The sequence below is a fragment of the Leucobacter holotrichiae genome (assembly GCF_055791005.1).
This window is the reverse complement of sequence record NZ_JBVUAC010000006.1, coordinates 71,194-94,991: the sequence shown is the minus strand read 5'-3', so window position 1 is coordinate 94,991 and position 23,798 is coordinate 71,194. Positions and strand designations below refer to the sequence as shown.

Genomic DNA, 23,798 nt, shown 5'->3' with positions numbered 1-23,798 from the left:
GTACCAGTCTACGCGGTAGGCTGGGGGCATGACTGAACCTGTTTCGCTGGGCGAATGGCAGCCCGATCGCAACCTCGCCATGGAACTCGTGCGCGCTACCGAGGCCGCTGCGATGCGCGCCACTCCGTGGATCGGGCGCGGCGATAAGAACGCTGCCGACGGTGCCGCGGTCGATGCGATGCGACGGTTCCTGTCGACGGTGAACATGAACGGCGTCGTGGTGATCGGCGAGGGTGAGAAGGACGACGCGCCCTGGCTCTACAACGGCGAGCAGGTCGGCAACGGCGAGGGCGCTGAGTGCGATGTGGCCGTCGACCCGATCGACGGCACCAGGCTCACTGCCGAGGGGCGCCCCGGCGCGCTCTCGGTGATCGCGGTGGCCGATCGCGGCAGCATGTACGACCCCTCGGCCGTGTTCTACATGGACAAGCTGGTGTGCGGCCCCGATGGTGTCGGCGTGGTCGATATCCGCCGTCCCATCGGCGAGAACATCCGCGCGCTCGCCCGTGCCAAGGGCGTCGACGTCTCCGATATCCGCGTGGCGGTGCTCGACCGCCCGCGTCACGAGCAGCTCATCACCGACATCCGCGAGGCCGGTGCCGGCACCCGTCTGATCATGGACGGTGACGTCGCCGGCGGTGTGAACGCCGCTCGCTGGGATTCGCGGATCGACCTGTGCGTCGGCATCGGCGGCACCCCCGAGGGCATCATCACCGCCTGCGCCGTGAAGGCACTGGGCGGCGTGATCCAGGGCCGCCTGTGGCCGAAGGACGACGAGGAGCGCCAGAAGGCGATCGACGCCGGCCACGATCTCGACCGCGTGCTCGAGGCCAACGATCTCGTATCGAGCGACAACTGCTACTTCGTCGCGACCGGCATCACCTCCGCGGACTTCGTCGACGGCGTGCAGCGCCGCGGGCCGTTCGTGCGCGCCGAGAGCATCGTCATGCGCTCGCACTCCGGCACGATCCGCCACGTCATCAGCGACATGGATCCCGACCGCTGGAGCTGACCTCCGTCTCCGGGGTGTTGCCCCGCGCTCGGATGCGCTGGCGCGGAACTCACTCGAGGCCGGCGAGCACCGAGGCGAGGTAGTCGTCCTCGGCCTCGTTGCCCGGAAGTTCGAGCGCGCGCCGGTAGGCGCTCGCGGCGCCGGACGGGTCTGCAAGCTCCTCGAAGGTCACGGCGCGCGCGATGTGGAACGGCCGGTATTCGGCCAGCACGGGATTGTGCTGCAGCGCGTCGAGCTGCCGCATCCCGGCTTCCGGCCCCAGCGCCCGGCCCACCGCGACGGCGCGACCGAGACGCACCACGGGGCCGGGTTCGAAGCGCTCGAGCATCTCGTAGAGCACGGCGATCTGCGCCCAGTCGGTCGCGGCGAAGTCGGCGGCCTCGGCGTGCACCGCGGCGATCGCCGCTTGGATCGCGTAGGGGCCGGCTCGTCCCGCGCGTGCCGCGGTCTCGGCGAGTTCGATGCCCTCCGCCGCGAGCTCCCGAGACCAGCGCGCCCGATCCTGCTGCGCGAGCGGGACCGGGCGGCCATACTCGTCGAGCCGGGCCGGCCGTCTGGCCTCTGTGAGGAGGAGCAGGCTGAGGAGTCCTGTCGCCTCAGGTTCTCCAGGTATGAGACGGTGCAGCACGCGCGCGAGCCTGATCGCCTCGGTCGTGAGGTCGTCGCGCACGTGAGCCGAGCCGTTCGAACGGGCGAAGCCCTCGGCATAGAGCAGGTAGATGACGCGTTCGACTTCGGCGAGCCGCGCGGGGAGTTCGGATTTGACGGGGATCTTGAACGGCACTCCGAGGGTGCGGATGCGCTTCTTTGCGCGAACGATGCGCTGCTGCACGGTGGTGACCGGCAGGAGCAGCGCATGCGCGACCTCGGCGGTGGTGAGCCCCGCCACGAATCGCAGGGTGAGGGCGATGCGATCGGCGGGGCCGAGCACCGGATGGGCGCACGCGAAGAAGAGCTCGAGTCGGTCGTCGGGTATCGGCGACGGTGGTTGCTCGGACGCCGCCTCAGCGGGGTCGGCGAACCCCTCGGGGATCGGCGAGCGATCCTCCTCGATGCGCAGCCGGGCGAGCTTCTGAGCGAGCACGGATTCGCGCCGGACCGTGTCGAGCGCCTTCCGCTTGGCCGTCGTCTTGAGCCAGGCCTCCGGCGATGCCGGTACACCCGTACGCGACCAGGTGCGCAGAGCCTGGGCGAGGGCGTCCTGCGTGACATCCTCGGCGAGGTCGAGGTCGCCGAACCATCGCGCGACTGTAGCGGTGATGCGGGATCTGGCATCACGATCGATCGCGGCGAGGGCTCGGCGAACCTCGTCCCGCGGAAGGCCCCTCTCAGGGTTCACGGTCGGCCCGCGGCTCAATAGGGGGCGAGGGGGCGGATCTCGACGTGGCCGCCCGGCGCGGAGGCGGGGCTTCTGCGCGCCCACTCGATAGCCTCATCGATGTCGGCGACGTCGATGATGTAGGCGCCGCCGACGAACTCCCGCACCTCGGCGAAGGGGCCCGACGACACGACTCGCTCGCCCTCCGGGTCGCTGCTGACGATGGCCCCCTGCTCGGGGTCCTCGAGGGCGAACGAGCTGACGACCACGCCGGCTTCGGTGATCTCCCGGTCGAAAGCGAAGAACTCCTCGGGGCTCGCCCCGCCGTCCTCTCCGCAAGCAGGGTCGGCCGTGTGGCCCATGAGCAGTAGTGCGTATTTCATGATCTCTCCTGAGCTCGTTCCGCTCTGAACGCTCGGTGCGGTCGGCGGATCCGAAGTGCCGAACCGGGTGGCCCGACACCATCATGACGGATGGGGAAGCTCTGGATCGACACCTCCTTCGGAAAAAGTTTCTGCGGATGTCGCTGCCGGTTCGTTCGCCGCTCCATCATCCGGTCGCAGCTCGGGGGCGACGAGCGGACGGACCGCGTCCTCGAGCTGCGCGGGCTCGGTGCCGATCTTCTCGCCGTTGAGGGCGCTGATCTTGCGGGCAGTGGGGAGCACCTGCCGCTCGAGCGATCCGATGTAGGCGTTGTAATCCTGCACACCGCGGGAGAGGGTGCGGCCGAGCTTGTCGAGGTGCGCCGCGGTGCGCCCGAGGCGCGTGTGGAGCTGTCGGCTGAGGTCGAAGAGCGTGCGCGCCTCAGCCGTGAGGGACTCCTGACGCCAGCTGTGGGCGACGGACTTGAGAATGGCCCAGAGGCTCACCGGCGAGGCCAGGGCCACGCGCCGTTCGAACGCGTACTCGAGCAGCAGCGGATCGGTGTCGAGCGCGCTCGACAGGAGGGACTCGCTCGGCACGAACGCGATGACGAACTCGGGGGAGTCGGGCAGCGCCGCGGCGTAGTCGCGGTTGCTCAGTGCCAGGATGTGATCGCGCAGCGCTTTCGCGTGCCGGTTGAGCAGCGTCGTGCGACGCTCCCCGTCATCGATGTGCTGGGCCTCGAGATAGGCGTCGAACGGCACCTTCGCGTCGATCGCGATCGCCTTGCCGCCCGGCAGGTGCACGACCATGTCGGGCCGGGCGGCACCGCGCTCGGTGGAGAACTGCTGCTGCACCTCGAAATCGACGTGCTCGAGCATGCCGGCCGCCTCGATGATGCGACGAAGCTGGGTCTCGCCCCAGAGCCCGCGAGTGTTGTTCGAGCGCAGGGCCGCCGCCAGGTTCTCGGCCGTGCCGCGCAGCTTCTCTTCGGCTCGGGCGGCCTCGCGGAGTTGCTCGGCCAGTTCGCCGTGCTGCGAAGCCCGCTGCTGCTCGATCGTGGCCACGGTCCGTTCGAGCTTGCCCAGGGAGTCGCGGAGCGGCGCGAGCTGCTGCAGCACGCGCTGCTCTTCGCGGTCGGCCTGCGATCGCTGCTGGGCGTTGACCTGGGCATCGCGCAGGCGATCCTCGAGCCCCTGCACCCGCGTCTCGGCTGCCGCGAGCTCCTCGCGCAGCAGACGTGCCCCGTCCTCTGCATCGAGCCGGGCCTGCTGCACCGCGAGGGTGCGCTCGTGTTCGGCTCGCGAGGCGGCCTCGGCCATGCGCCGCGCCGCCGCCGCGCCGGCGATCCGGTGGCCGGCCGCGGCGCCCGCGATGCCGAAGACCAGGGCCGTGATGACGACCAGGAGGAGCGTGAGAACTGTCATGCGGCTATGGTCTCAGGGACCACTGACATTCTCGGGATCCGAGTCGAATGACAACCCGTGTGCGGGTTACAGCTTGAGCGGGATCGCCTTGAGCTGCTGGATGCGCAGGCCCGTCTTCTTCGCGAGGGCGGCCAGGTCGCCGACCTCGTGGCGCCGCGCTGCGTCGGAGATGATCGCGGCGCACGCCTCGGCGTCGGCGAGCGCGTCGTGGTGCGCGAAATCGCCGAACCCGGCCGCCTCGGCCGCGAGCGGGAGCCTGTGCGAGGGCAGTTCGTAGGTCTTGCGCGAGACCTGAACGCTGCAGAGGTAGCGCAGCCTGGGCGTCGGAGTGATGGTCTCGGCGCAGGCCGCGCGGATCACCCCCATGTCGAAGCTCGCGTTGTGCGCCACGGTCACGTCGTCGCCGATGAAACCGCGCAGATCCTCGAGCTGCTCGGCCCAGTCCCGAGCATCGACCACCATCTCGGCCGTGATGCCGTGGATCTTGATGTTGAAGGGGAGGAACGCCGCGTGCGCTCGGGGCGGGCGGATCAGCCACTCGACGCGATCCACCACCCGCCCGTCGCGCACGCGCACCATGCCGACCGCGCAGGCCGAAGACGGGTGGCTGTTGGCGGTCTCGAAATCGATGGCGGTGAAGTCGACGGGCACGCATCTAGGGTGGCACACGCGTCTGACATTCACGCCGCCGGTGCTCCGGAGCCAGCCGACCCCCGCACTCAATGCCTCGAGAGACTCCGCCAGAGGCTCGCCCACTGGGGCGGAGTGAGATCCCGAGGGAGTGCCGCAGGGGACACCGAGGCGCGGCTCAGAGCAGCGCCACCCGAAGAGCGGCTCATCCCGAGACCCCTCTGCAGGATCTGGCCGATCCCGCGCCCGCGAGCGGTGAAGACCTGCCGCACGAACCGCTCGTACGCCGCCCGCTCCGAGAGCGGGACCAGGGGTGACCTGCGACGCGAGATGTCGAGCAGGCCGCCGTCGACTCCGGGGACCGGCCGGAACGCCCGGGCCGGTACGCGGCATCGCAACTGGAAGTCGAACCACGGCGCCGACTGGCCGGTGAGGAGAGTCCCACCGCCCACGCCTGCGCGCTTCCGCGCCACCTCCCACTGCGTGACGAGGATCGCCCGCTCCCACTCGGGGGAGCGCAGCAGCTTGCGCAGCAGGGGCGTCGTGAGGTGGAACGGGAGGTTGCCGACGACGACCCGCGCGTCGAGAGCGGTGTGCAGCGCGTCGGCGTGCAGGACCGTCGCGCGCGGGAAGCGCTGTCGGAGCCGGCGAACGCGGTGCTCGTCGAGTTCGACGAGGGTGAGAGGGCGTCCGAGTCTCGCGAGGCCGGCGGTGAGCGCGCCGTCGCCGGGGCCGATCTCGAGGAGCGGACCCTCCGTGTCGCGAGCGAGATCTACGATCCGCTCGATCGTGGGTCGGTGGTGCAGGAAATTCTGACCGAGTTCATGGCGGCCGCCGTAGCGGGATCGGTCATCGCCGGAGCGGCGGAGCTGGTGGGAGGGACGATGGTCTGAGTGGGGGTGGGCATGCATGATGCGCTCCATCCGAGAGAGGGTGAAGCGCCCGGAGGCGTGTCGGAGCAGCGGCCTTCCGAGCGCGATGGGCTCGGAGGTCGGCGCGACGAGCTGCCCGGCGTGCGAGGGCCGCCCTCAGCGGGCACGCCCGCGGCTCATAGCGGGGCAGGGGTTCGGGATCGCGCCGTCAGGCGCGGCGATCCCGGAAGAAAGCGCGCTGACCGAGCGCGCTGCACAGAGTTCCCATGCGCTCCACCGTAGCAGGGAGCGGCCGCGGTGTCAGCCCGGGCCGGGCCGGGCGGGGCGGGGCCGGGCGGGTGCGCGGAGCTTCCCGGCGCCGAGATACGGATTCCGCATGGAGGATCGCGGATCCGCGTGCGAGATCCACCTCTCGAGAGGTCGATAACGGCTGCGGTCCACGGAGTGCAGAGCGCTTTTCGACCTCTCGCGAAGATGCGTGAGGGCTTGGAGGGGCCGATCCGCGGTACCGTGGGTGCGATCCCTCGATCCAACACGCGATTCGAGCCGCAGAGCGAAAGGTCGATGCCCATGTCCGTCGTCAAGATCAACGCCATCTCCGTCCCCGAGGGCAAGGGACCCGAACTGGAGGCGCGATTCGCCGCTCGCAAGCACGCGGTGGACTCCTCGCCCGGCTTCGAAGGCTTCCAGCTGCTGCGCCCGGTGCAGGGCGATGACCGATACTTCGTGGTCACCCAGTGGGAGACCGAGCAGCACTTCGAGACGTGGCGCGACTCGCGCGGCAACGCCGACGCCCACGCGCGCCCCGAGGGGGAGCAGCCGCGCAAGCCCGTCGCGACCGGGGCCGAGCTGCTCGAGTTCGAGGTCGTCGACCTCGACAGCCTGAGCTGAGGCGCGGCCCGAGGGGGCCGATCCTGCCGCCCGGAGTGCGGCGCCCCCACGGCGGGTAGACTGATCCCTCGTGGCTCTTACTATCGGCATCGTGGGACTCCCCAACGTGGGCAAGTCGACCCTCTTCAACGCGCTCACTCAGAACGACGCTCTCGCGGCGAACTACCCGTTCGCGACGATCGAGCCGAACATCGGTGTGGTGAACCTGCCCGATCCGCGGCTCGACAAGCTCGCCGAGATCTTCGGCAGCGAGCGGATCCTGCCCGCCCCCGTGAGCTTCGTGGACATCGCGGGCATCGTGCGCGGCGCGAGCGAGGGCGAAGGGCTCGGCAACCAGTTCCTCGCGAACATCCGCGAGGCCGACGCGATCGCCCAGGTCGTGCGCGGTTTCAGCGACCCCGATGTGGTGCACGTCGACGGCGCGGTCGATCCCGCGAGCGACATGGAGACGATCAACACCGAGCTGATCATCGCCGACATGCAGACCCTCGACAAGGCGCTCGTGCGCTTCGAGAAGGAGCTGAAGAACCGCAAGATCGACGCCTCGGTGGTAGAGACCGCGAAGGCCGCCCGCGCCGCGCTCGACGAGGGCAAGGTGCTCTCGCACGCGGGTATCGACCTCGAGCCGATCAAGGAGCTCGGATTGCTCACCGCGAAGCCATTCCTCTACGTGTTCAACGTGGACGAGACGGTGCTGCAGGATCAGGCGAGGCTCGACGAGCTCTCGGCCCTGGTTGCTCCCGCGAAGGCGATCTTCCTCGACGCCAAGATCGAGAGCGAGCTCATCGAGCTCGACCCCGAGGACGCCGCGGAGCTGCTGGCCTCGATCGGGCAGGAGGAGAGCGGGCTGGATCAGCTGGCCCGCGTCGGCTTCGACACTCTCGGCCTGCAGACCTACCTCACCGCGGGGCCGAAGGAGGCCCGGGCCTGGACGATCAAGAAGGGCGCCACCGCGCCCCAGGCTGCCGGCGCGATCCACACCGACTTCGAGAAGGGCTTCATCAAGGGCGAGATCATCTCGTTCGACGACCTCGTCGAGTGCGGCTCGGTCGCCGAGGCGCGCGCCAAGGGCAAGGCCCGTATGGAGGGCAAGGATTACATCATGCAGGACGGCGACGTCGTGGAGTTCCGGTTCAACGTTTAATTGTCGGGTTCATTGATCGCGCCGTGCTGCATGCTTGCGGTAGATCTTGACCGCGGAGGCGACGCGCGGGTGCGGGTCGTCAGCAAGTAGGTCGGCAATGAGAAGTCCGCGCGCGACGTCACCATCTGTCCCTTTCTTGATGAACCATAATGGCGCGGTGATCGCAGACCGTCGTCGAAGTGGGTCGTCGGATCGTGCAAGGTCTTCGAGAACCCTAAAGTCGATCACGTCGCTTAGGATCGGCCACCCGATTACCCGGGGTGCTGCTCGATCAACCATGTCCCATGTCGTGATGGCGTCGTGGTGGTCGAGATAGATTGCGGCGAGATCCTCACGCTCTTTGTCGGAGAGACGCCGACGGGCGCGAAAATCGAGGATGCAGAATGCGGCGAGGCGCGGCTCATACGCAGGATGGGTGAAAAGTCTCTCGAGCTCTGCTGGGGGGATGTCGGTGGCAAGCTTCGCCGTCTCGAACAAGGTGCCCATCCGGACGCCGATGACCGATTCATCGGTTGCGACTCGGGTTCGGATCCGCTCGGTCTCACGTGGGTCAGACGCGTTCTGCAGTGCAGCGACGAGTTCGTCTGCAGTTTTCAGGAGACTCCCCATGTTCGGATCTTAGCAAGGGTGTCAGGGTTGCGGCGTGAGCCCAGCGCGAACGGTGGGGCATCGTTAAACGCCTCATGGAGACGCCAGGCGGCGGCGTTGCACATTCGACAGATTCTTCTTCTGGACGGAGCTGCGAGCACGCCCGCCTCGTCCAGCCCGTAAAGGTTGTTCCGTGCCGGAACGTGGTGGAGTTCCGCTTCAACGTCTGAAGGTTAGCTTCCGCGGGGACGCCAGCGCCCGAACCCGCCCTCGGTATTGATGATCTGGCCTGTGAGCCACGATGCCTCGTCGGTTACGAGCCACGCGATAAGGCGCGCAGGGTCGTCCGGTTGTCCGTATCGCCCGAACGGGAACATGGGCTTCACGAACTGCCACATGTCGTCGGTGAGATACCCGGTGTCGACGGGGCCTGGATTGATGGTGTTCACCCGAATGCCGTCGTCGGCGAGTTGATCGGCGATCGTCGTCGTCACTCCGGCAATCGCGGCCTTGGCTGCTGCATATGCGACCTCGCCGGGCATCGGGCCGAGGTCCTGTCCCGATGTGAGGAAGACGATTGACGCCGGCGTCCCCGGGACGTGATGTGTAGCGAAGGACTGGGCGAGCAGAATCGAAGCGCGTGCGTCGACTGCCCAGTGTTGGTCGAGATCTGCGGCACTCAACTCACCGATGGGCCGTCGGATCCTGATAGCGCTTGATTGCAGACCAATGCATCGACATGGCCGAACTCGCTCACGGCTGCGTCGATCACCTGCTCGGCGGCGTTTGGCTCGGTCAGATCGGCGTGGAAGTCAGCAACTCGTGCATCGCCCACGGCGTGTGATCGAACGCCTTCGAGTGCCGCGGTGATGTCGTCGCTGCCCCACTCCTGCTCGGCATCATGTGGGGAGAAGTGGTGACAAAACACGTTGGCTCCGTATGCGGCGAGTCTGCATGCGATGGCGTACCCGATTCCCGCGCGGCGGCTGACCCCGGTCACGACAGCGGACTTGCCCTTCAAAGGGAACGGGACGCGCGTCAAAGGATCCGTCGGTTCGAGGTTCATGATCTCCAGTGAAACAGAATGCCCGGTCGCATTCGACGGTTCTGCGCGGCTGTCAGCTGTGCAGAGGTTGCTCCGTGCCGGAACTCGGTTGAATTTCGTTTCTCGAACTGAACCTCTGGGCGTGATCCCGCTGACGAGGGCTTTCGAACGACCGCCTTCATGGCGTGCTCTAGACGATCAGGGAGAATCACCAGATCTGTCTCCGGTCAGCCACCCAGGTGATCCGGGAGCGGCCGACAGCGGGCTGTCGCGCCTTCGCGCGCATGGGCTATGGGTGACGGCGCAGGCCTTCGGTGATGAGCGTGATGTACCTGCGGCAGCGGGCCCGGATGTGAGGACCACCGCCAACCGCGATGGCGCGAACACCGGTGAGAAGCAAGGCGATGTCCCCGCTGGTCAGATCGGGGCGGGCCTCGCGGGTGTCGCGCACCCGGGCGGCAAGGCGCTCGAGATCCTGCCGCACGTGACGGTCGAATCCCTCGAGGAGCGGCGCGGACCGGTCGCTCGTCGTGATGAGGCTCGCAAGGCCTGGCGCAGCCAACTCAAGTTCGACGACTGCATCGAGCGCCTTACCGAGCCCTCGCCACGGGTCCGAGGTTCTGGCGGCGTCCGCGAGGATGGCCAGGCAGTGCTCGATCTCGTGGCCGAACACGGCGTCGATCAGGTCGGAGCGGGTGGGAAAATGCCGGTACAACGTGGCCGTGCCCACACCGGCGTGGCGTGCGACCGCGGCGGCCGACACCTCGAGCCCATGGTCGGAGAACGCCGCGCGAGCTGCGTCGACGATGCGAACGCGGTTTCGACGCGCATCCGCTCGATTCATCGACTCGGCCACGACCTCACCTCCGATGCGAGAGACCGAACAGGAGTACACTCCCACTTTACCGGAAAACGGATAGGCCTGCCCACTTCCGCAGTACCTTTGCTCAGGAAGGTACGAACGACTCAGGGAGTGTGAGATCACGATGACAATGGCAGCAGCGGGCTTCCGCCGCTACGGCGGACCCGAGGTCCTGGAGGTCATGCGGGTCGCGATGCCGGCGGCGGACGTGGGGCAGGTTCTCGTCAAGGTTGAAGCCAGTTCCGTCAACGGCGGCGAGATCGCCCAGCGGCAGGGCAAGTTGCGGGCACTCGCCCGGGTGAGCCTGCCGAGGTACGTTGGCATCGACTTTGCAGGTGAGATCCTCGCGCTGGGGCCCGGCGTCACCGAGTTCTCGATCGGGGACCGGGTGTGGGGAACCGTCGACGAGCGCGGCTCGGTGGGCGCGGCCGCAGAGGCGGTGGCGATCGATACGGGCCGGGTTTCCCGGATGCCCGAGGGGTGGAGCGCAGCGGACGCGGTCAGCGTGCTGGCCGGGGCTGCGACCGCAGTCGTCGGGCTCCGGGACAAGGCCCGGCTGCGGGCCGGCGAACGACTGCTGGTGCGCGGCGCCTCCGGTGGTGTGGGCAGTGTCGCCGTGCAGCTTGGCCGTATGTACGGTGCACACGTCACCGCCCTGGCCAGCCAGGCGAGTGAACAGTTTGTCCGAGGACTCGGCGCAGATGAGGTGATCGACTATCGCACCTCCCTCGACGCCATCGGAACCTACGATGTGGTGTTCGATACGCGTGGCACCGATCTGTGGCGACTGCGGCAGCACCTCGCGCCGCGCGGACGCATGGTCGCAGTGTCGTTCGACGTCGACCGCAAGGTGCGAAGTCTGGGCGGCATCGCAGCGTCGAGCATCTTCGGTGGCCGCCGCATACGCTTCTTCCTCGGGCACCCGACCGCTGCACTCATCGGTGAGGTGGCTCGGTTGGCGGAAGACGGGCACCTGCAGCCGATCGTCGATGAGGTCTATCCTCTCGACCGCATCGGTGACGCTCACGCCAGGCTTGAGGCCGGCGGGGTGCACGGCAAGGTTGTCCTCGTCGTCGAAGAGACGGCGTCGGGGGCAGTGGACTGACCGGTAATTCGTTGCCGGGGACAACGGATTCGGTCCGGCATCGTTGACGCCATCTCGGGTCTGGGTTCCGGAAGGGGTGATGGCGTACTTGACGGCCCCCACATACCGCATGACCGCCCACCGAGACTGGAAGACCTGTAGAACCCAGAGGTTGTTCCGTACCGGAACGCGGTGGAGTTCCGCTTCAACGTGTGACGTGAGCTGATCCTGCTCCGGAGCCCCGTCGATCCTCGTGATCGGCGGGGCTTTCGCTGTCCAGTGCGCTCGGTGTGGTCGTGAACCCGACAGAATCGGACCGGAACGATCGGGCGGGCGTCATGTCATCGGGATGAGAGTGGATGGCGAAGGGAGTAACCATGATCGAGATCCTCAATCGGCTGGTCGATGAGATCGAGCGCCGAATCGACGAGGACATCGACGTCGATGCGCTCGCTGAGTCGAAGGGCACGACGGGTTATCACGCCAGACGAATGTTCTCGTCGCTGGCGGGCATGCCCATTTCCGAGTACGTGCGCCGACGGCGGATGACTGTCGCGGCGGCGGACGTGGTCGGTGGGGAGGATCTGCTGACGATCGCGGTGCGGTATGGGTATGGATCCGTCGAAGCCTTCGGGCGTGCGTTCCGCTCCGTACACGGCGCAAGTCACGGAGACGTTCGTCGTGATGGTGGCCCCCTTCGTACTCAACCCACCCTCAGGTTCCGCCTGACTGTCGAAGGGAGCGTCCCCATGGATGCCCGAATCATCGAACGACCCGCTTTCCGCCTGATCGGTCACGCCGCGCGCGTGCCGCTGATCTATGAGGGCGTCAATCCGCACATCCAGCAGCACATCGCGTCGCTTCCGGCGGAAGAGCATCAGCGGCTCAAGGCGATGAGCAGCACGGACCCCCGTGGGATCCTCGCGGTGAGCGCCGATGTCGAGCCCGACTATCTGGAGGGGAGCGAACTCACCTATCTCCACGGCGTCGCGGTCGAGCACGGCACCGAGACCCCGGCGGGCCTGGATGTGATCGACGTCGATGAGGGGGAGTGGGTCGTGTTCCGTACCTCGGGGCCGCACCCGGCTGCCCTGCAGGACGCCTACGCGGCGTCGGCGTCGGAATGGTTCCCGTCGAATCCGTGGCGGTTGCGTCCCGGCCCGTCGATCGTGTCGATTCTGGAGCATGCCGACGACTTCCGCACGGCCACGTGTGAGCTGTGGTTCCCGATCGAGCGCGCGTGACCTGATCAGGCGCACGGGCGCAGACACGTGGCGGATGTCCGCCGTGAAGCCGTGAGGTTGGTCCGTGCCTGAACTCGGTGGAGTTCAGGTTCAATGTATAAATGACCCTGGTCAGAAGGGTGTCTGAGTCGTTCTCCCGTGTGGGTGAGTTTCACTTCAACATCTGAGCGCCGCGTTTCCGGCTGGAACGAAACGACCCATGCTGCCGAGCGGATTCTGGCACGTAGCCTTCACTGATATGGACGATCTGATCCGGACTGTTCTCGACAGAGTGCTCGCAATCGACCCCGGCGGGATCGTCGGGGTGTACCTCTACGGCTCCAGTACGTCGACGGGTCTCGGCCCGGAGAGCGATGTAGATCTGCTGCTGGTGACGCGCAGATCGTTGACGCCTCAAGATCGGGCATCGTTGATCTCCACGTTGCTCGGGCTCTCGGGGTGGAAGGGGCATGCCGAGGCGTTCCCGGAAGTCGCGAGCTGTCGCCCGCTTGAGGTGACGAGCTTGGTCACGGCTGACCTCAAGCCGTTGGTCGCTGCGCCGTGGCGTGACTTCCAGTTCGGGGAGTGGCTCAGGGGCGACTTCGTCCAGGGCTATGTGTCCGAGCCGGAGCGCGATCCGGATGTGGTGATCCTGCTGGCGACAGCTTTGGCATCGCACCGGGTGCTGCACGGGGCGGCGCTGGACACTCTGGTCACTGATGTGCCCTTCGCGCTCCTGAAGGACGCGCAACTGGCTGCACTGCCGGCGCTCGTCGACGATCTGGATGGCGAGCCGCGCAATGTTCTTCTGACGCTGGCGCGTGCGCTTCATACCGTGGAGACCGGAGCGATAGTCGCCAAGGATCAGGCGGCAGCTGTTGCGGCGAGGCGCGTCGATCCCGCTGGGGCGGATCTGCTTCTTGCTGCCGCTCGCGAGTACCTAGGCGAGGGGCAGGTCGACTGGGATCGTGAATCGAGTCAGGTGTCGTCTCTGGCGCAGTCGTTGATCACGCTGATCCATCGAACATCTGCGGAGGCGTGAACGTACACACGGACATCACCGGGCAACCAGCTGTGCGGATCCGGTGACAGAGGTTGGAACGTGCCTGAACGTGGTTGAATTCAGGTTCAACGTATAAGCACGTGCGAGTTGCACTTGCGATGTCTGCATGAATTCTCTCCGCAAGTGGCCGCAGAGTGCGTGCCGCGACGTCCGGCTTCTTATTCGTCCCGACAGATGCCGGGCTGGGAAACTCGCTGACGCGAGGGCCGTACGAGCCACGGGTCACGATCGTTCGAGCGTGCGGGCCCAGGGCCGGTCAAGGCCCACTCCTACAGGCGAATCAGGCCGCCGCGGTGACGCGGAGGAGGTCGAGCTTGCTCTCGCCCTGGAGTCTGCGGCAGCGGAATCGGCGACGATGCGCAGATCGGGTCCCGGGACGGAGAGGACGTCGCAGTCGAGCGTGATCGTACCGGCCTCGGGGTGCTTGATCGTAGTGTGGCTGCTAGTGTGCTCGGCCGGCCTTCTACGACGTCGAGGGCGAGCACACCGCCGCCAACCGCGCTGCCGGTCTGCGGGATGCGCGCCGCATCGGCGCGGTCTTCCTCTCGCCGGACCGCGTGCCCTGGGATGCGAAGGCCCAGCACCTTGAGGCGCGGCGGGCCGGGAAGGCCGCCTGACGCCGGTCGTGACGGCCGACGGCATCACCATCCTCCACCGCGTTGGTCCTCCGGCGCAGAGGTCGGCCGTTGATCGGCGGCAGGCAGTCGTATTTCGACCCGCATGCCGCCATCTGTGCGGGCCTGCAGCGTCAGGGTGCCGTCGTGGCCGTCGACGATCGCGCGTGCGATCGCCAGGCCGAGTCCCGTTCCCGAGTGGTCGTCACGTCGTGTGCGCTCGGATCCGCGCTGGAACGGCTCCGCAAGCGTCGACACGGTCGCGTCGTCGAGGACCTCGCCGGTGTTCTCCACCACGAGGGTGACCTCGCCATGGGTCGACGACGTCGCCACGCGTGCCGAGCCGCCCGCTGTGTTGTGGACGATCGCATTGTGCAGCAGGTTCGTCGCCAGCTGGCCCAGCAGGGCAGGGTCCCCGCGCACGTCGGCGCGGTCGCCTGACAGGTCCAACGTGACGTCGCTGCGCTCGGCAAGCGGCAGAAGCTCTTCGGCCGCCGCCTCGGCAGCCAACGACAGATCGATGGGTTCACGCTTGTCGATGCCCCGCTCGGCAGAAGCGAGAGCGAGCAGCGCCTCTGCCACGGCGATGGCGCGGTCATTCGTCGCGGCGAGGCGCTCGAGGGCGACGCGCGGATCCGCGTCAGGGTCGTCACGTGCGACGTCGAGCACCGATCGCATCACCGACAGGGGCGTGCGCAGCTCATGTGAGGCGTTCGCGGCGAAGCGCCTCTGCTCGGCGACGTGTGATTCGATGCGGGCGAGCATGCTGTCGAACGCGTCCGCGAGCTCGCCGAACTCGTCGTCGCGCCCGGTCATCCGGATTCGGTGCGACAGGGACCCCGCGGCCGTGGCTCTCGTCGCGGCGGTGATGCGCTGCAGAGGCGAGAGCATCCGTCCGGCCAGGAACCATCCGCCGATGAGCCCGAACGCCACAAGGAAGGCGAAGGCCCACGCAGCGCGCGGCCAGAACGCGCGGCCCAGGTCTGACCGGTTCGGCACGAACCCGCTTCGCATGGGAATCGCGTCGTCGGGCACATAGCGCAGCAAGAACAGCCACACGAGCGCGAGCAGGATCACGCCGGCGACGATGACGATCAGCGCGTAGCTGAGGGCGAGGCGCGCACGGGCGCTGCGTAGAAGCGTCATGACGGCACCGCGATGCGGTATCCGACGCCAGGCACCGTTTCGATGAGCATCGGTTCGCCGAGGCGTTTGCGCAGGGATGACACGGTGATGCGCACGGCGTTCGTGAACGGGTCGGCGTTCTCATCCCATGCGCGTTCGAGCAGCTCCTCGGCGCTGATCACGCCCCCGGCGGCGTCGACGAGCACTTCGAGGACGGCGAACTGCTTGCGGGTGAGGGCGACGTAGCGGCCGTCACGGTAGACCTCGCGGCGGAAGGGATCCACGCGCAGTCCTGCGGCTTCGAGGATCGGCGGTCGCCGTCGGTCTCTGCGTCGGGCGAGGGCGCGGATCCGCAGCACGAGCTCGCGCATCGCGAACGGCTTCGTGAGGTAGTCGTCGGCTCCGAGCTCGAAGCCGGTCTCCTTGTCGTCGAGCCGGTCGGCGGCCGTCAGCATGAGGATCGCCGGTCCTTCCCCTGAGGCGACGATCCGGCGGGCGACCTCGTCGCCGGATGGGCCGGGGATATCGCGGTCGATCAGCGCGATGTCGTACTCCGTGACCGACAGCGCCTCGAGCGCCGAGTCGCCGTCGCGCGCGATGTCGGCGTTGATCGCTTCCAGGCGCAGCCCGTCACGGACCGCTTCGGCGAGGAGGGGCTCGTCTTCGACGATCAGCACGCGCATGCGCCCATCGTACGAACGCGCACATATCGTCCGCGTATCGAAAACGGCATACGCTCTCGCAACACGCGCCCGCGTGAGCTGGGGGTATGACATTCACGAAGCGCATCTTGTCTGCCAATGCCCTTGTGGCAGTGATGCTCGGCGCGGCCGCCTGCGGGGCGGCTCCCGACTCCGCGGATCCGCGGTTCGCCGACGGGACCCTGCCGGAAGAGGCGACGCTCGACGACACGTATCCCGGCATCACGAACCTCGATCCCGACCTCGTCGCGGCCGTGCGGGCGGCCTCCGCCGACGCCGCCGAGGAGGGCATCGAGTTCTTCGTCAACAGCGGCTGGCGCTCGGTCGAGCATCAGCAGCGCCTCTATGAGGAGGCGGTCCAAGAGCACGGGTCCGAGTCGGCCGCCGCCCGCTGGGTCGCGACGCCCGAGGGATCGGCGCACACGACCGGCGAGGCCATCGACATCGGCTACTGGGATGCCGCCGCGTGGCTCCAGGAGAACGGCGCGCGCTACGACCTGTGCCAGATCTTCGACAACGAACCGTGGCACTTCGAACTGCGCGAGGGGGCGAGTGCCGACGGGTGCCCGAAGCCGTACTGGGACGCGAGCTTCGACCCGCGCAACAGCGCCTGAGGCCTGACCCGAGCTCATGACGCCGGCAACGAAAGCGCCGCCAGTGCATGAGGGCCGAGTCGCCCCGCCTGTCCCGTGGGGTCTGCTTTCGCCGACAGCCAATCAGGAAATGGTGCCTGAGGGCCGGATCCGCGAGGGCGAGCATGAGCTCGTGCAGGCCGAGGTGGCCCTGGCGATGGCCGAGGGGTACCTGCAGAACCTGAAGTCGCGGAGGACCGGCCGAGTAGCCGGCACTGATAGGATCGAAGGCGTACGCCCCGGTGACTATTCGGGCCTTCGGGTCCGGACTCTCGGGGCCACAGTTTTTCCGGGTTCATATTCGTGGCGGGTGTCGCCTCGCAAGTAGCACTCGAAGGCTCGGTCGGGCGCACCGAGGCGCGTGCCGAGCCTCCGTGATCGGCGAACTTGGCAGGCCTTCTGCAATGAGTCGTACAACGGGCGTTCGGTCTCGCCGATGAAATGATCAGCTCATGGACATCGCCGCCCTCATCATCTCGGGCCTCTCCTTGGTCGTCGCCGGCATCGGCACCTACTGGTCCAACAGGCGCTCGAAGGAGGCGCTTGCTGGGTCGCGACGCGCCGCCGCCGACGCTCGTTGGTCGGCGCGGCAGGAAGCGGTGCAGCGGCTCATCGGCTTCGACTGAATCGGCCTGACTTTTGTTCCTATCGGGAGCCTTGTCCAGCAGGTGCCGGATTGGCTGATTCCAGGTCAGCGTAGTACGCGTCTTCGACCTCGACCGGCGTGCGGTAGTCGAGCTCGCCGTGGAGACGAGCGTTGTTCCACCACCACACGTACTCGAGCGTCGCGAGCTCGACCTGCTCGACCGTCCGCCACGGGCCCTTCCGACGGATCAGCTCGGTCTTGTAGAGCCCGTTGACGGCCTCGGCGAGGGCGTTGTCGTAGCTGTCACCGACGCTCCCTGTCGACGGGGTCGCGCCGATCTCGTTGATGCGATCCGTGTAGACGACCGAGAGGTAGTTCGACCCATGATCGGCGTGGTGGACGAGGTCATCGAGCGACCCGCGCGCGCCCCACGCGGCCATGTTCAACGCCTGTAACGGCAGCACCTCCGCGCGCAGCGTCCCGGCGACGGAGGGCACGCGCGTCTTCGCCGCGCGATACCCGCGCGAGGTGAGGAACCTCGGCACCGCGTCGCGGAGGACGCGGCAGAGAAACTCGACCCCGGACTGATCCCTGTGTTCGTCGATGAAGCGGATCATGCTCGTCAGGGACGGTCGAGTTCCTTCGCGAAAGACACGCTCGCGGCTTTGAGGACCTCGTTCGCCTTCTTCAGCTCGGCGTTCTCACGGCGAAGTCGCTTGTTCTCCTCGGCGACGTCGGTCGGCACGCCGGGGCGCTGCCCGGCGTCGATCTCGCGGCGGCGGTGCCACACGCGCAGCGTCTCCGGGCTCATGCCGAGCAGGCTCGCGACATGTCGCACCGCGGACATGAGGTTCGGATGCTCGAGCTTGGCCTCGTCGAGCATCCGCAGCGCGCGCTCGCGCATCTCGGGCGAGTACTTCTGATTCATCGCATTCCATCCTTGCTTGAAGAACGGAACGAAACCCAGGGCGATTCACGTCCACAAGTCGATTCACGCTGCACGCTTCGAAGCCGTGCTCGGCGAAGGTGCGCGCGGAGGACAGCAGCATCTCGTGCCGATCGAACTGCGCAACCCCGACCATGCTCCAAGAACAGCCATTCTTGAATGACCGGTCAAGTTTGCTGTGGAGAGTCCTCTTGCGCCTGGCGTCGCGCGGTGTAGGCCGTGTGTGCTGCGAGGGTGGCGGTCACGGCGAGCACGGCGACGCTGAAGGCGCTCACTGGGAGGTGTCTGGCCAGCGGCATCGCGACGAATGTCAGCACCATGAGCACTGCGGCGGCGATGAAGCGGGATCGGGCGAGGCGTCCGAAGCGGGATCGGAGGAAGAGGATGTTGCCGACGAGGTAGACGAGCGGTCCGGCCGATGTCACCAGGACGGTGGCAGGGGTGAGGTGGTCGTGCGAGAGTCTCAGCTCGATCGACACCGCGACGAGGATTGCGCCGAGGACCATGAGCGCGTGAGCGTACGCATACGCCGAACGCAGTGCCGCCGTCGAGGAATCGCCGCCGCGAGTCTCCGGGCCTGCGAGTGCGAAGTAGTTCCACCAGAGGACGAACAGCGACGCGAAACCGATCACTGCGCTCAAGGCAAGTGATCCAGTGAGCTGTCCGCTGGCGACAATGCTGCCGCCCATGAGCAGAATCGACTCTCCGAGCGCGATGATGAACACGAGGCGGTTGCGTTCGGCGAGGTGGTCGGCATCGGTGTCCCAGTGCTCCATCGGAGCGGAGCCGAGCCCCGGGATGCGGTACTGCGCGAGGGGCGCGGCATAGTCGACCACGACCGCAACCACCCACAGGGCGAGTCTCGATTCTGCGGGCAGTGCCGCCCCGAGCACCCAGAACACACCCGCCAGGAGGGTCCACAGCAGCAGCATCCGGTAGTTGGCCGCGAGACGGTGACCGCGGTACGCGATCATCATGAAGACCGGGCGGATGACGCCCATGAGCAGGTAGCAGCCGACGAAGAGCCAGGCCGCATCCTCGAACGCACGTGGGATGGCGATGGACATGCCCAGCGCCGTGAGCATGAGCACTCCGCAGAGCAGTTGGACCTGTGTGCGACCGGGGTCGAGCCAGTTCATCGCCCAGGTCGTGTAGTTCCAACCCCACCACACCGCGGCGAACACCACGACGGTCTGTGCGGCCCCCTCCCAGGAGAGATGCTCGATCAGCAGGTGCGACAGCTGGATGATCGCGAAGACGTAGACCAGGTCGAAGAAGAGCTCGACGGGGCCCACCTCGGAGCGGCGGTGCCCGGGGCGGGCGAGTGCAGCGGTGGCCATCGGGGATACCTCCGGGTCGTGGGAAAAGCTGTGGTGGCGCACCTCGAGCGGGCGTCCGGATGCTAGACGCCCGCTCGAGGTACGAAGAAGCGTTCTCAGCCCTCGCGGATGGTCATCTTCGCGAGCTTGTCGCCTGCGATGTCGAAGATGAACGTGGAGCGTCCGTTGGCGTAGTTCGAACGCCAGTCGCCGACGACGGTGATCGTGCTGCCCGCGACGTCGACCTCCTCGACGGCGAGCGTGCCGCGCGCCCCGATGAACTCCTTGTCGCTCCATCGTTTGATCTCGTCGCGTCCGGTGAACACGCGGCCCCAGTCGTCGACCGCGCCGTCCGGAGTGAACGCTCCGAGGAACGCCGCCTCGTCGTGTCGGTTGACGGCGTCGATGAACGACGACATGGGCTCGGGGATCGTCAGGTCCGTCATCTCATCCCTCCCTGTCAGCGAGTGGTGTAGCCGCCGTTGGCGAAGATCGTCTGCCCGGTGATCCACCAGCCCTCGGTCGCGAGGAAGCGCACGATGGGTGCGATGTCCTCGATCTTGGTCAGCTGGTTCCCCATGCCCTGCGACTTGTGGAACTCGACCCGCTCAGGGGTCTCCTGCCCGTAGAAGAACGGGGTGTCCATCGGCCCCGGCGCGATCGCGGTGACCGAGATGCCCCGCTCAGCGAACTCCTTCGCCGCTGCACGGGTGAAGTGCTCCACAGGGGACTTGCCGCCGGCATAGGTCGAGTACCCGTCGGTGAACGCCGCGAGCAGCGAGGTGACGATCGTGATGACCTTCCCGCCGTCGGCAAGCTTCCTGCCGGCCTCCTTGATGAAGAAGTACGAGGCCTTGGAGTTGATGTCGAACATCGAGTCGTACTCGTCTTCAGTCGTCTCGACGATCGGCTTGCGCAGCACCTTGCCGACCGTGTTCACGGCGACGTCGATCTTCCCGATCGCCGCCTCCGCATCGGCGAACAGCCGCTCGACGTTGGCCGGGACGGTGAGATCACCCTGGAACATCGCGCCCTTGACCCCGGCGGCCTCGACAGCGGCAAGGGTCCGCTCAGCGTCCGGGCGCGTCGAATCGGAGTTGTAGTGGATCGCGACGTTCGCCCCGGCCTCGGCCGCCTGGCGGGCGATCAGGCCGCCGAGGTTCTTCGCGCCCGCGGCGATGAGGACGTTCTTTCCTGCGAGAGTGTGCTCGGTCATCGTGCTTCCTCTGTGTCACCAGTATGTATCAATGTAGCGTGGCTACATACGGTACTATAGCGACATTATGGAGATGGCGTCGAGTGATACACGGGAGAGGCTGATCTCCGCTGCCGCTGACCTCATCGCCGCCTCGCCCGGCGAGGACTTCTCCCTGCGCGCGGTATGCGACGCGGTGGGCGTGAAGATGCCGACCCTGTACCACTTCTTCGGCTCCAAGCAGGGGTTGATCGACGCCGTCGTCGAGCACGGCTTCGACCTCTACCTCGGCGAGAAGGCGGCGATGGAGTCCTCAGGAGACCCGATCCAGGACATACGGGCCGGATGGGATGCCCACGTCGCATTCGGCCTGACCAACCCGGGCTTCTACACCCTCATGTACGGCAAGGTCAGCCCGGGTCACTCGCCCGCCGGCCAGTCGAGAGCGAACGAGATACTGAAAGGGCTCACCTCGCGGGCCGCTGATCAGGGTCGCCTGGCGGTGTCGCCGGATCAGGCCGCAGCCCATGTCCTCGTCTCGAACATCGGCGTCACCCTGCGCCAGATCATCCTTGCGCAGCCGGACCCGGAGTTGAGCCACGCTGTGCGCGAGGGAGTGATGGCGGCGATCACCGGCACGGCGACCGGACAGGGAGACGCCCTCAACGCGGCGATCGAGGTTGCCGCTGCACATCCACACATCCTGGGCGCCACCGAGACTCAGCTGCTCGTCGAATGGCTGGGCAAGTTGAGCAGGGAAGTCTCCTGACCGCCCGCATTGATCGAGAGGCGAGCACACGTTCGACTCCACAGCGCCTCGCCGTGGATGCCGCCGACGCCCTCGAGGTCTCGCGGCGGTCCTGGCCCGTAGCGCCGACCTGCAAGTCCGTGACGCGGTCCACGATCGAGGCCAGGCCCGCGGATCGGACGCGCCCCAACGGCGTGCATAAGGAGCGGAAGTTGGCCGAGGTCCCGGACTCCGTCACGGGCGAGCTACGGAGCCACCGGGGCGCGAGGTCAACAAACATTCGCCAACCGCGGCGACGTGTGCGAGTGGCGTTTCAATGTCTGATTGGTGTTCGGCTGAGGGTTCTCAGCGCCGAAACGTGGTGGAGTTCCGTCACGGAGGAGCATCTGGCTCCGGCGAGAATTAGGCACTCAGGGCATGGCTCGCCAGCTCTCGCTCGTCGCGTGGCGGCGGTGATCTAGCATGGTCGAACTCCAGCCTCCGTGGTCCTACCCTGTGTTGAAAGCGATCGCTGACGTCCTCGCCGACACCTCCGACGGGTTGACTGGCCGCGAGATCGACGACTTGCTCCTGCGTCTGCGCATGGATGACCCGATCCCGACGGCGACCAAACGCGACCGGCTCGCCGAGGCCTTCGTCGTTCGCCAGAACAGGGACCAGAGCTCCAAACGCATCATCACATTCATAGTCACGGCGATGGAGCCGGTGCGGTCGCACCCAGCCGGAGCTCTTCACGCTTCGCCAGGAGCGGCTCAACGAGCACCTCGCCTTCGTCGGGTTGCGAGTCAACGACGAGGGCAGGGTCGCCAAGGGCGCAGTCGCGCGGACGCTGGACGAAGCGTCTCGCGTGGCCACATCGATCCGTGACGAGCTTCACCGCCGCAAGTGCCATCCTGAAGTGCTCAGGTACTGCTCCGTCGAGGTGCTGAAGAAGGCGCACTTCCACGCCTGTCTCGAGGCGACCAAGAGCATCTTCGATCGTCTTCGGAACCTGACAGGCGCGCCCGGCGACGGCGCTGCACTGGTCGACGCTGCATTGGCCCTCGGCAAGTCCGGTGTGCCGATGCTCGCGATCAACTCGCTGCGCACGCAGACCGAGAGGGACGAGCAGACCGGGCTTACGAACCTCGTGAAGGGCCTGAACGGTCTTTACCGGAACCCTACGGCGCACGACCCCCGGCTGAACCGCACGATCACCGAGGACGAACTGCTCGAGGTGCTGACGATGGCCTCGATGGTCCACCGCAGGCTCGACGGCGTGCCAGTCTCCCGAGGAGGTTCGTTGTGAGCGACGACGACCTCACCGTCGACCCTGAGGACGAGGACGCTTCCCGGGCCGAAGAAGTGGAGCCGGAGCCGGAGGAGTCGGGCGAAGGAAGCGACAGGGAGTCGGTCAGCGGCTTCCGCATGCCAGCGGGCTTCTCCCGATCGCTGATGCCGAACATGGACGACTACGTGGCCAGCATCGTCGCGCCCCAGCAAGAGCAGGTGCGCTCGATGCTGCCTGACTACAGCGCCATCACCCGCGAGATCCTGGCACCGATGACCCGCCGCGTCCAAGAGCAGGTGGCATCGGTCGTGGCCGCCGTCCCCACATTCTCGATGCCGCCGCTCGATTTGCCCGCGCTGCATGCTCCCGTTCTCAACTCGGCTACGCAGGAGATGCTCAAGAGCATCTCCGAGCAGCACTCCACTGCCATGCAGGGCCTGCGGAAGTCGCTTGGTCCGCTCTTCGACCCGGAGGCGCTCCGCGGCCTCAACCGCGCGCTAGTGCCGCCCAACCTCAAGGAGCACGCCGACGAGATCAGGGCCAGCCAGGTCCACGAGTTCGTCGAGCAGGAGGGCATCCCGCTCTACCTCGTGCCGCGGGGGCGGACGGCCTTGCGGCTGCTGCGGGCCAAGGACCGGGCAGGTCGACGACGAGTGCTTGGCGACTGCTACGAGTCGCTCATGGAAGACTGCGCGGCTGTGCTGGCACAGGCGGACCACGAGGCGGTCAGCGAAGAGCTGGGCTTCGCTCTCGACGGCCTCGGCGCGATGCGCGCGGGCCACGCCCGTTCCGCTCAGGCCATGTTCACCGCCACCCTGGACACGCTGATCTACCGCTTCTACCCCGACCGGAAGACCCGCGGCGTCATCACGAACCGGCGGAGAGGCGCTGACGTCCCGGATGAAATCGACGAGATGAAGGTCCGCGAAGCTCTCGTATGGTTGCCGATCTGGAATGCGCACGAGCAGTTCTGGAAGCACAAGGGCGACAAGGTGCCGCACTACTACTCTCGCCACGCCAGCGTCCACGGCGTCTCCTCGCGCCAGTTCAGCAAGCGGAACTGCATTCAGGTGCTCATGCTCGTCACGAGTCGTATCGGCTACGCCGATCGAGTGGCCCGCGAAGCGGATTAGTGCGCCT

At 67.1% G+C, this 23,798-nt stretch carries 24 protein-coding genes and 2 pseudogenes; 12 read left to right on the top strand and 14 right to left on the bottom strand.

All coding sequences use genetic code 11. From position 1 onward, the window contains the following. Window positions 1-28 precede the first annotated feature (28 nt). Window positions 29-1,012, top strand: a complete 984-nt coding sequence (gene glpX / locus AC0KXF_RS09380) for a class II fructose-bisphosphatase (RefSeq protein WP_473108925.1) — start codon at window positions 29-31, stop codon at window positions 1,010-1,012. Window positions 1,013-1,061: 49 nt separating this feature from the next. On the opposite strand, the gene AC0KXF_RS09375 is transcribed toward glpX, so the two are convergent. The 5 genes from AC0KXF_RS09375 to erm form a co-directional block, all read right to left on the bottom strand. Next, window positions 1,062-2,351: an RNA polymerase sigma factor gene (locus tag AC0KXF_RS09375; protein ID WP_473108924.1), complete on the bottom strand. Its 1,290-nt coding sequence runs from the start codon at window positions 2,349-2,351 to the stop codon at window positions 1,062-1,064. A 14-nt stretch (window positions 2,352-2,365) separates the two neighbouring features. Further along, on the bottom strand, window positions 2,366-2,713 hold the full coding sequence (locus AC0KXF_RS09370; protein WP_223043304.1) for a YciI family protein: 348 nt from the start codon (window positions 2,711-2,713) through the stop codon (window positions 2,366-2,368). 81 nt (window positions 2,714-2,794) lie between these two features. After that, window positions 2,795-4,120, bottom strand: a complete 1,326-nt coding sequence (locus AC0KXF_RS09365) for a DNA recombination protein RmuC (RefSeq protein WP_473108923.1) — start codon at window positions 4,118-4,120, stop codon at window positions 2,795-2,797. Window positions 4,121-4,186: 66 nt separating this feature from the next. Beyond that, on the bottom strand, window positions 4,187-4,771 hold the full coding sequence (locus AC0KXF_RS09360; protein ID WP_473108922.1) for a 3'-5' exonuclease: 585 nt from the start codon (window positions 4,769-4,771) through the stop codon (window positions 4,187-4,189). Window positions 4,772-4,839: 68 nt separating this feature from the next. Beyond that, window positions 4,840-5,661, bottom strand: coding sequence for a 23S ribosomal RNA methyltransferase Erm (gene erm / locus AC0KXF_RS09355; protein WP_473108921.1), 822 nt, complete (start codon window positions 5,659-5,661; stop codon window positions 4,840-4,842). 531 nt (window positions 5,662-6,192) lie between these two features. On the opposite strand from erm, the gene AC0KXF_RS09350 reads away from it, so the two are divergent. Beyond that, window positions 6,193-6,513 (top strand): antibiotic biosynthesis monooxygenase family protein, encoded by a 321-nt coding sequence (locus AC0KXF_RS09350; RefSeq protein WP_473108920.1) that lies wholly within the window; start codon window positions 6,193-6,195, stop codon window positions 6,511-6,513. 70 nt (window positions 6,514-6,583) lie between these two features. Further along, a complete protein-coding gene (gene ychF, locus AC0KXF_RS09345) occupies window positions 6,584-7,657 on the top strand; it encodes a redox-regulated ATPase YchF (protein ID WP_473108919.1) in 1,074 nt (357 codons plus the stop codon). A 9-nt stretch (window positions 7,658-7,666) separates the two neighbouring features. On the opposite strand, the gene AC0KXF_RS09340 is transcribed toward ychF, so the two are convergent. The 3 genes and pseudogenes from AC0KXF_RS09340 to AC0KXF_RS09330 all read right to left on the bottom strand — a co-directional run bounded on the left by AC0KXF_RS09340 (window position 7,667) and on the right by AC0KXF_RS09330 (window position 10,146). Then, on the bottom strand, window positions 7,667-8,266 hold the full coding sequence (locus tag AC0KXF_RS09340; protein WP_473108918.1) for a DNA alkylation repair protein: 600 nt from the start codon (window positions 8,264-8,266) through the stop codon (window positions 7,667-7,669). Window positions 8,267-8,478: 212 nt separating this feature from the next. Then, window positions 8,479-9,311: pseudogene (locus tag AC0KXF_RS09335) on the bottom strand (SDR family oxidoreductase). Window positions 9,312-9,579: 268 nt separating this feature from the next. Next, complete coding sequence (locus AC0KXF_RS09330) at window positions 9,580-10,146, bottom strand: TetR/AcrR family transcriptional regulator (protein ID WP_217781467.1); 567 nt, start codon at window positions 10,144-10,146, stop codon at window positions 9,580-9,582. A gap of 130 nt (window positions 10,147-10,276) precedes the next feature. Between AC0KXF_RS09330 and AC0KXF_RS09325 the strand changes: the two genes are divergently transcribed. From AC0KXF_RS09325 to AC0KXF_RS09315, 3 genes are all read left to right on the top strand, one after another. Then, window positions 10,277-11,257, top strand: a complete 981-nt coding sequence (locus AC0KXF_RS09325; RefSeq protein WP_473108917.1) for an NAD(P)-dependent alcohol dehydrogenase — start codon at window positions 10,277-10,279, stop codon at window positions 11,255-11,257. 356 nt (window positions 11,258-11,613) lie between these two features. Further along, a complete protein-coding gene (locus AC0KXF_RS09320) occupies window positions 11,614-12,480 on the top strand; it encodes an AraC family transcriptional regulator (protein ID WP_473108916.1) in 867 nt (288 codons plus the stop codon). Between the two features lie 238 nt (window positions 12,481-12,718). Beyond that, window positions 12,719-13,501 carry an aminoglycoside adenylyltransferase domain-containing protein gene (locus AC0KXF_RS09315; protein ID WP_473108915.1) on the top strand — a complete coding sequence of 261 codons (783 nt, stop codon included), beginning with the start codon at window positions 12,719-12,721 and terminating at the stop codon, window positions 13,499-13,501. Window positions 13,502-14,163: 662 nt separating this feature from the next. Here AC0KXF_RS09315 and AC0KXF_RS09310 read toward each other — a convergent pair. Together AC0KXF_RS09310 and AC0KXF_RS09305 are read right to left on the bottom strand one after the other, a co-directional pair. Further along, window positions 14,164-15,282 carry a sensor histidine kinase gene (locus AC0KXF_RS09310; protein WP_473108914.1) on the bottom strand — a complete coding sequence of 373 codons (1,119 nt, stop codon included), beginning with the start codon at window positions 15,280-15,282 and terminating at the stop codon, window positions 14,164-14,166. After that, window positions 15,279-15,944, bottom strand: coding sequence for a response regulator transcription factor (locus AC0KXF_RS09305; RefSeq protein ID WP_473108913.1), 666 nt, complete (start codon window positions 15,942-15,944; stop codon window positions 15,279-15,281). The genes AC0KXF_RS09310 and AC0KXF_RS09305 overlap by 4 nt, the downstream gene beginning before the upstream one ends. A 134-nt stretch (window positions 15,945-16,078) precedes the next feature. Between AC0KXF_RS09305 and AC0KXF_RS09300 the strand changes: the two genes are divergently transcribed. Together AC0KXF_RS09300 and AC0KXF_RS09295 are read left to right on the top strand one after the other, a co-directional pair. Continuing rightward, window positions 16,079-16,576, top strand: a complete 498-nt coding sequence (locus tag AC0KXF_RS09300; RefSeq protein ID WP_218153565.1) for a M15 family metallopeptidase — start codon at window positions 16,079-16,081, stop codon at window positions 16,574-16,576. Window positions 16,577-17,046: 470 nt separating this feature from the next. After that, a complete protein-coding gene (locus AC0KXF_RS09295; protein ID WP_181371666.1) occupies window positions 17,047-17,220 on the top strand; it encodes a hypothetical protein in 174 nt (57 codons plus the stop codon). A 19-nt stretch (window positions 17,221-17,239) separates the two neighbouring features. On the opposite strand, the pseudogene AC0KXF_RS09290 reads toward AC0KXF_RS09295, so the two are convergent. Next, window positions 17,240-18,108 (bottom strand): annotated as a pseudogene (locus AC0KXF_RS09290) (integrase core domain-containing protein). 16 nt (window positions 18,109-18,124) lie between these two features. Between AC0KXF_RS09290 and AC0KXF_RS09285 the strand changes: the two are divergent. Further along, window positions 18,125-18,289, top strand: coding sequence for a hypothetical protein (locus AC0KXF_RS09285; protein ID WP_473108911.1), 165 nt, complete (start codon window positions 18,125-18,127; stop codon window positions 18,287-18,289). 4 nt (window positions 18,290-18,293) lie between these two features. On the opposite strand, the gene AC0KXF_RS09280 is transcribed toward AC0KXF_RS09285, so the two are convergent. From AC0KXF_RS09280 to AC0KXF_RS09270, 3 genes are all read right to left on the bottom strand, one after another. Beyond that, window positions 18,294-19,466, bottom strand: coding sequence for a low temperature requirement protein A (locus AC0KXF_RS09280; RefSeq protein ID WP_091513674.1), 1,173 nt, complete (start codon window positions 19,464-19,466; stop codon window positions 18,294-18,296). Between the two features lie 95 nt (window positions 19,467-19,561). Next, a complete protein-coding gene (locus AC0KXF_RS09275) occupies window positions 19,562-19,891 on the bottom strand; it encodes a nuclear transport factor 2 family protein (RefSeq protein WP_473108910.1) in 330 nt (109 codons plus the stop codon). A 14-nt stretch (window positions 19,892-19,905) separates the two neighbouring features. Continuing rightward, window positions 19,906-20,661, bottom strand: a complete 756-nt coding sequence (locus AC0KXF_RS09270; RefSeq protein ID WP_179628898.1) for an SDR family oxidoreductase — start codon at window positions 20,659-20,661, stop codon at window positions 19,906-19,908. Window positions 20,662-20,734: 73 nt separating this feature from the next. Between AC0KXF_RS09270 and AC0KXF_RS09265 the strand changes: the two genes are divergently transcribed. From AC0KXF_RS09265 to AC0KXF_RS09255, 3 genes are all read left to right on the top strand, one after another. Continuing rightward, window positions 20,735-21,409 (top strand): TetR/AcrR family transcriptional regulator, encoded by a 675-nt coding sequence (locus AC0KXF_RS09265; RefSeq protein WP_218863844.1) that lies wholly within the window; start codon window positions 20,735-20,737, stop codon window positions 21,407-21,409. Between the two features lie 826 nt (window positions 21,410-22,235). Continuing rightward, window positions 22,236-22,676 carry a TIGR02391 family protein gene (locus AC0KXF_RS09260; RefSeq protein WP_473108909.1) on the top strand — a complete coding sequence of 147 codons (441 nt, stop codon included), beginning with the start codon at window positions 22,236-22,238 and terminating at the stop codon, window positions 22,674-22,676. Further along, window positions 22,673-23,791: a hypothetical protein gene (locus tag AC0KXF_RS09255; RefSeq protein WP_473108908.1), complete on the top strand. Its 1,119-nt coding sequence runs from the start codon at window positions 22,673-22,675 to the stop codon at window positions 23,789-23,791. Before AC0KXF_RS09260 ends, AC0KXF_RS09255 begins: the two co-directional genes overlap by 4 nt. The last annotated feature ends 7 nt before the right edge of the window (window positions 23,792-23,798 follow it).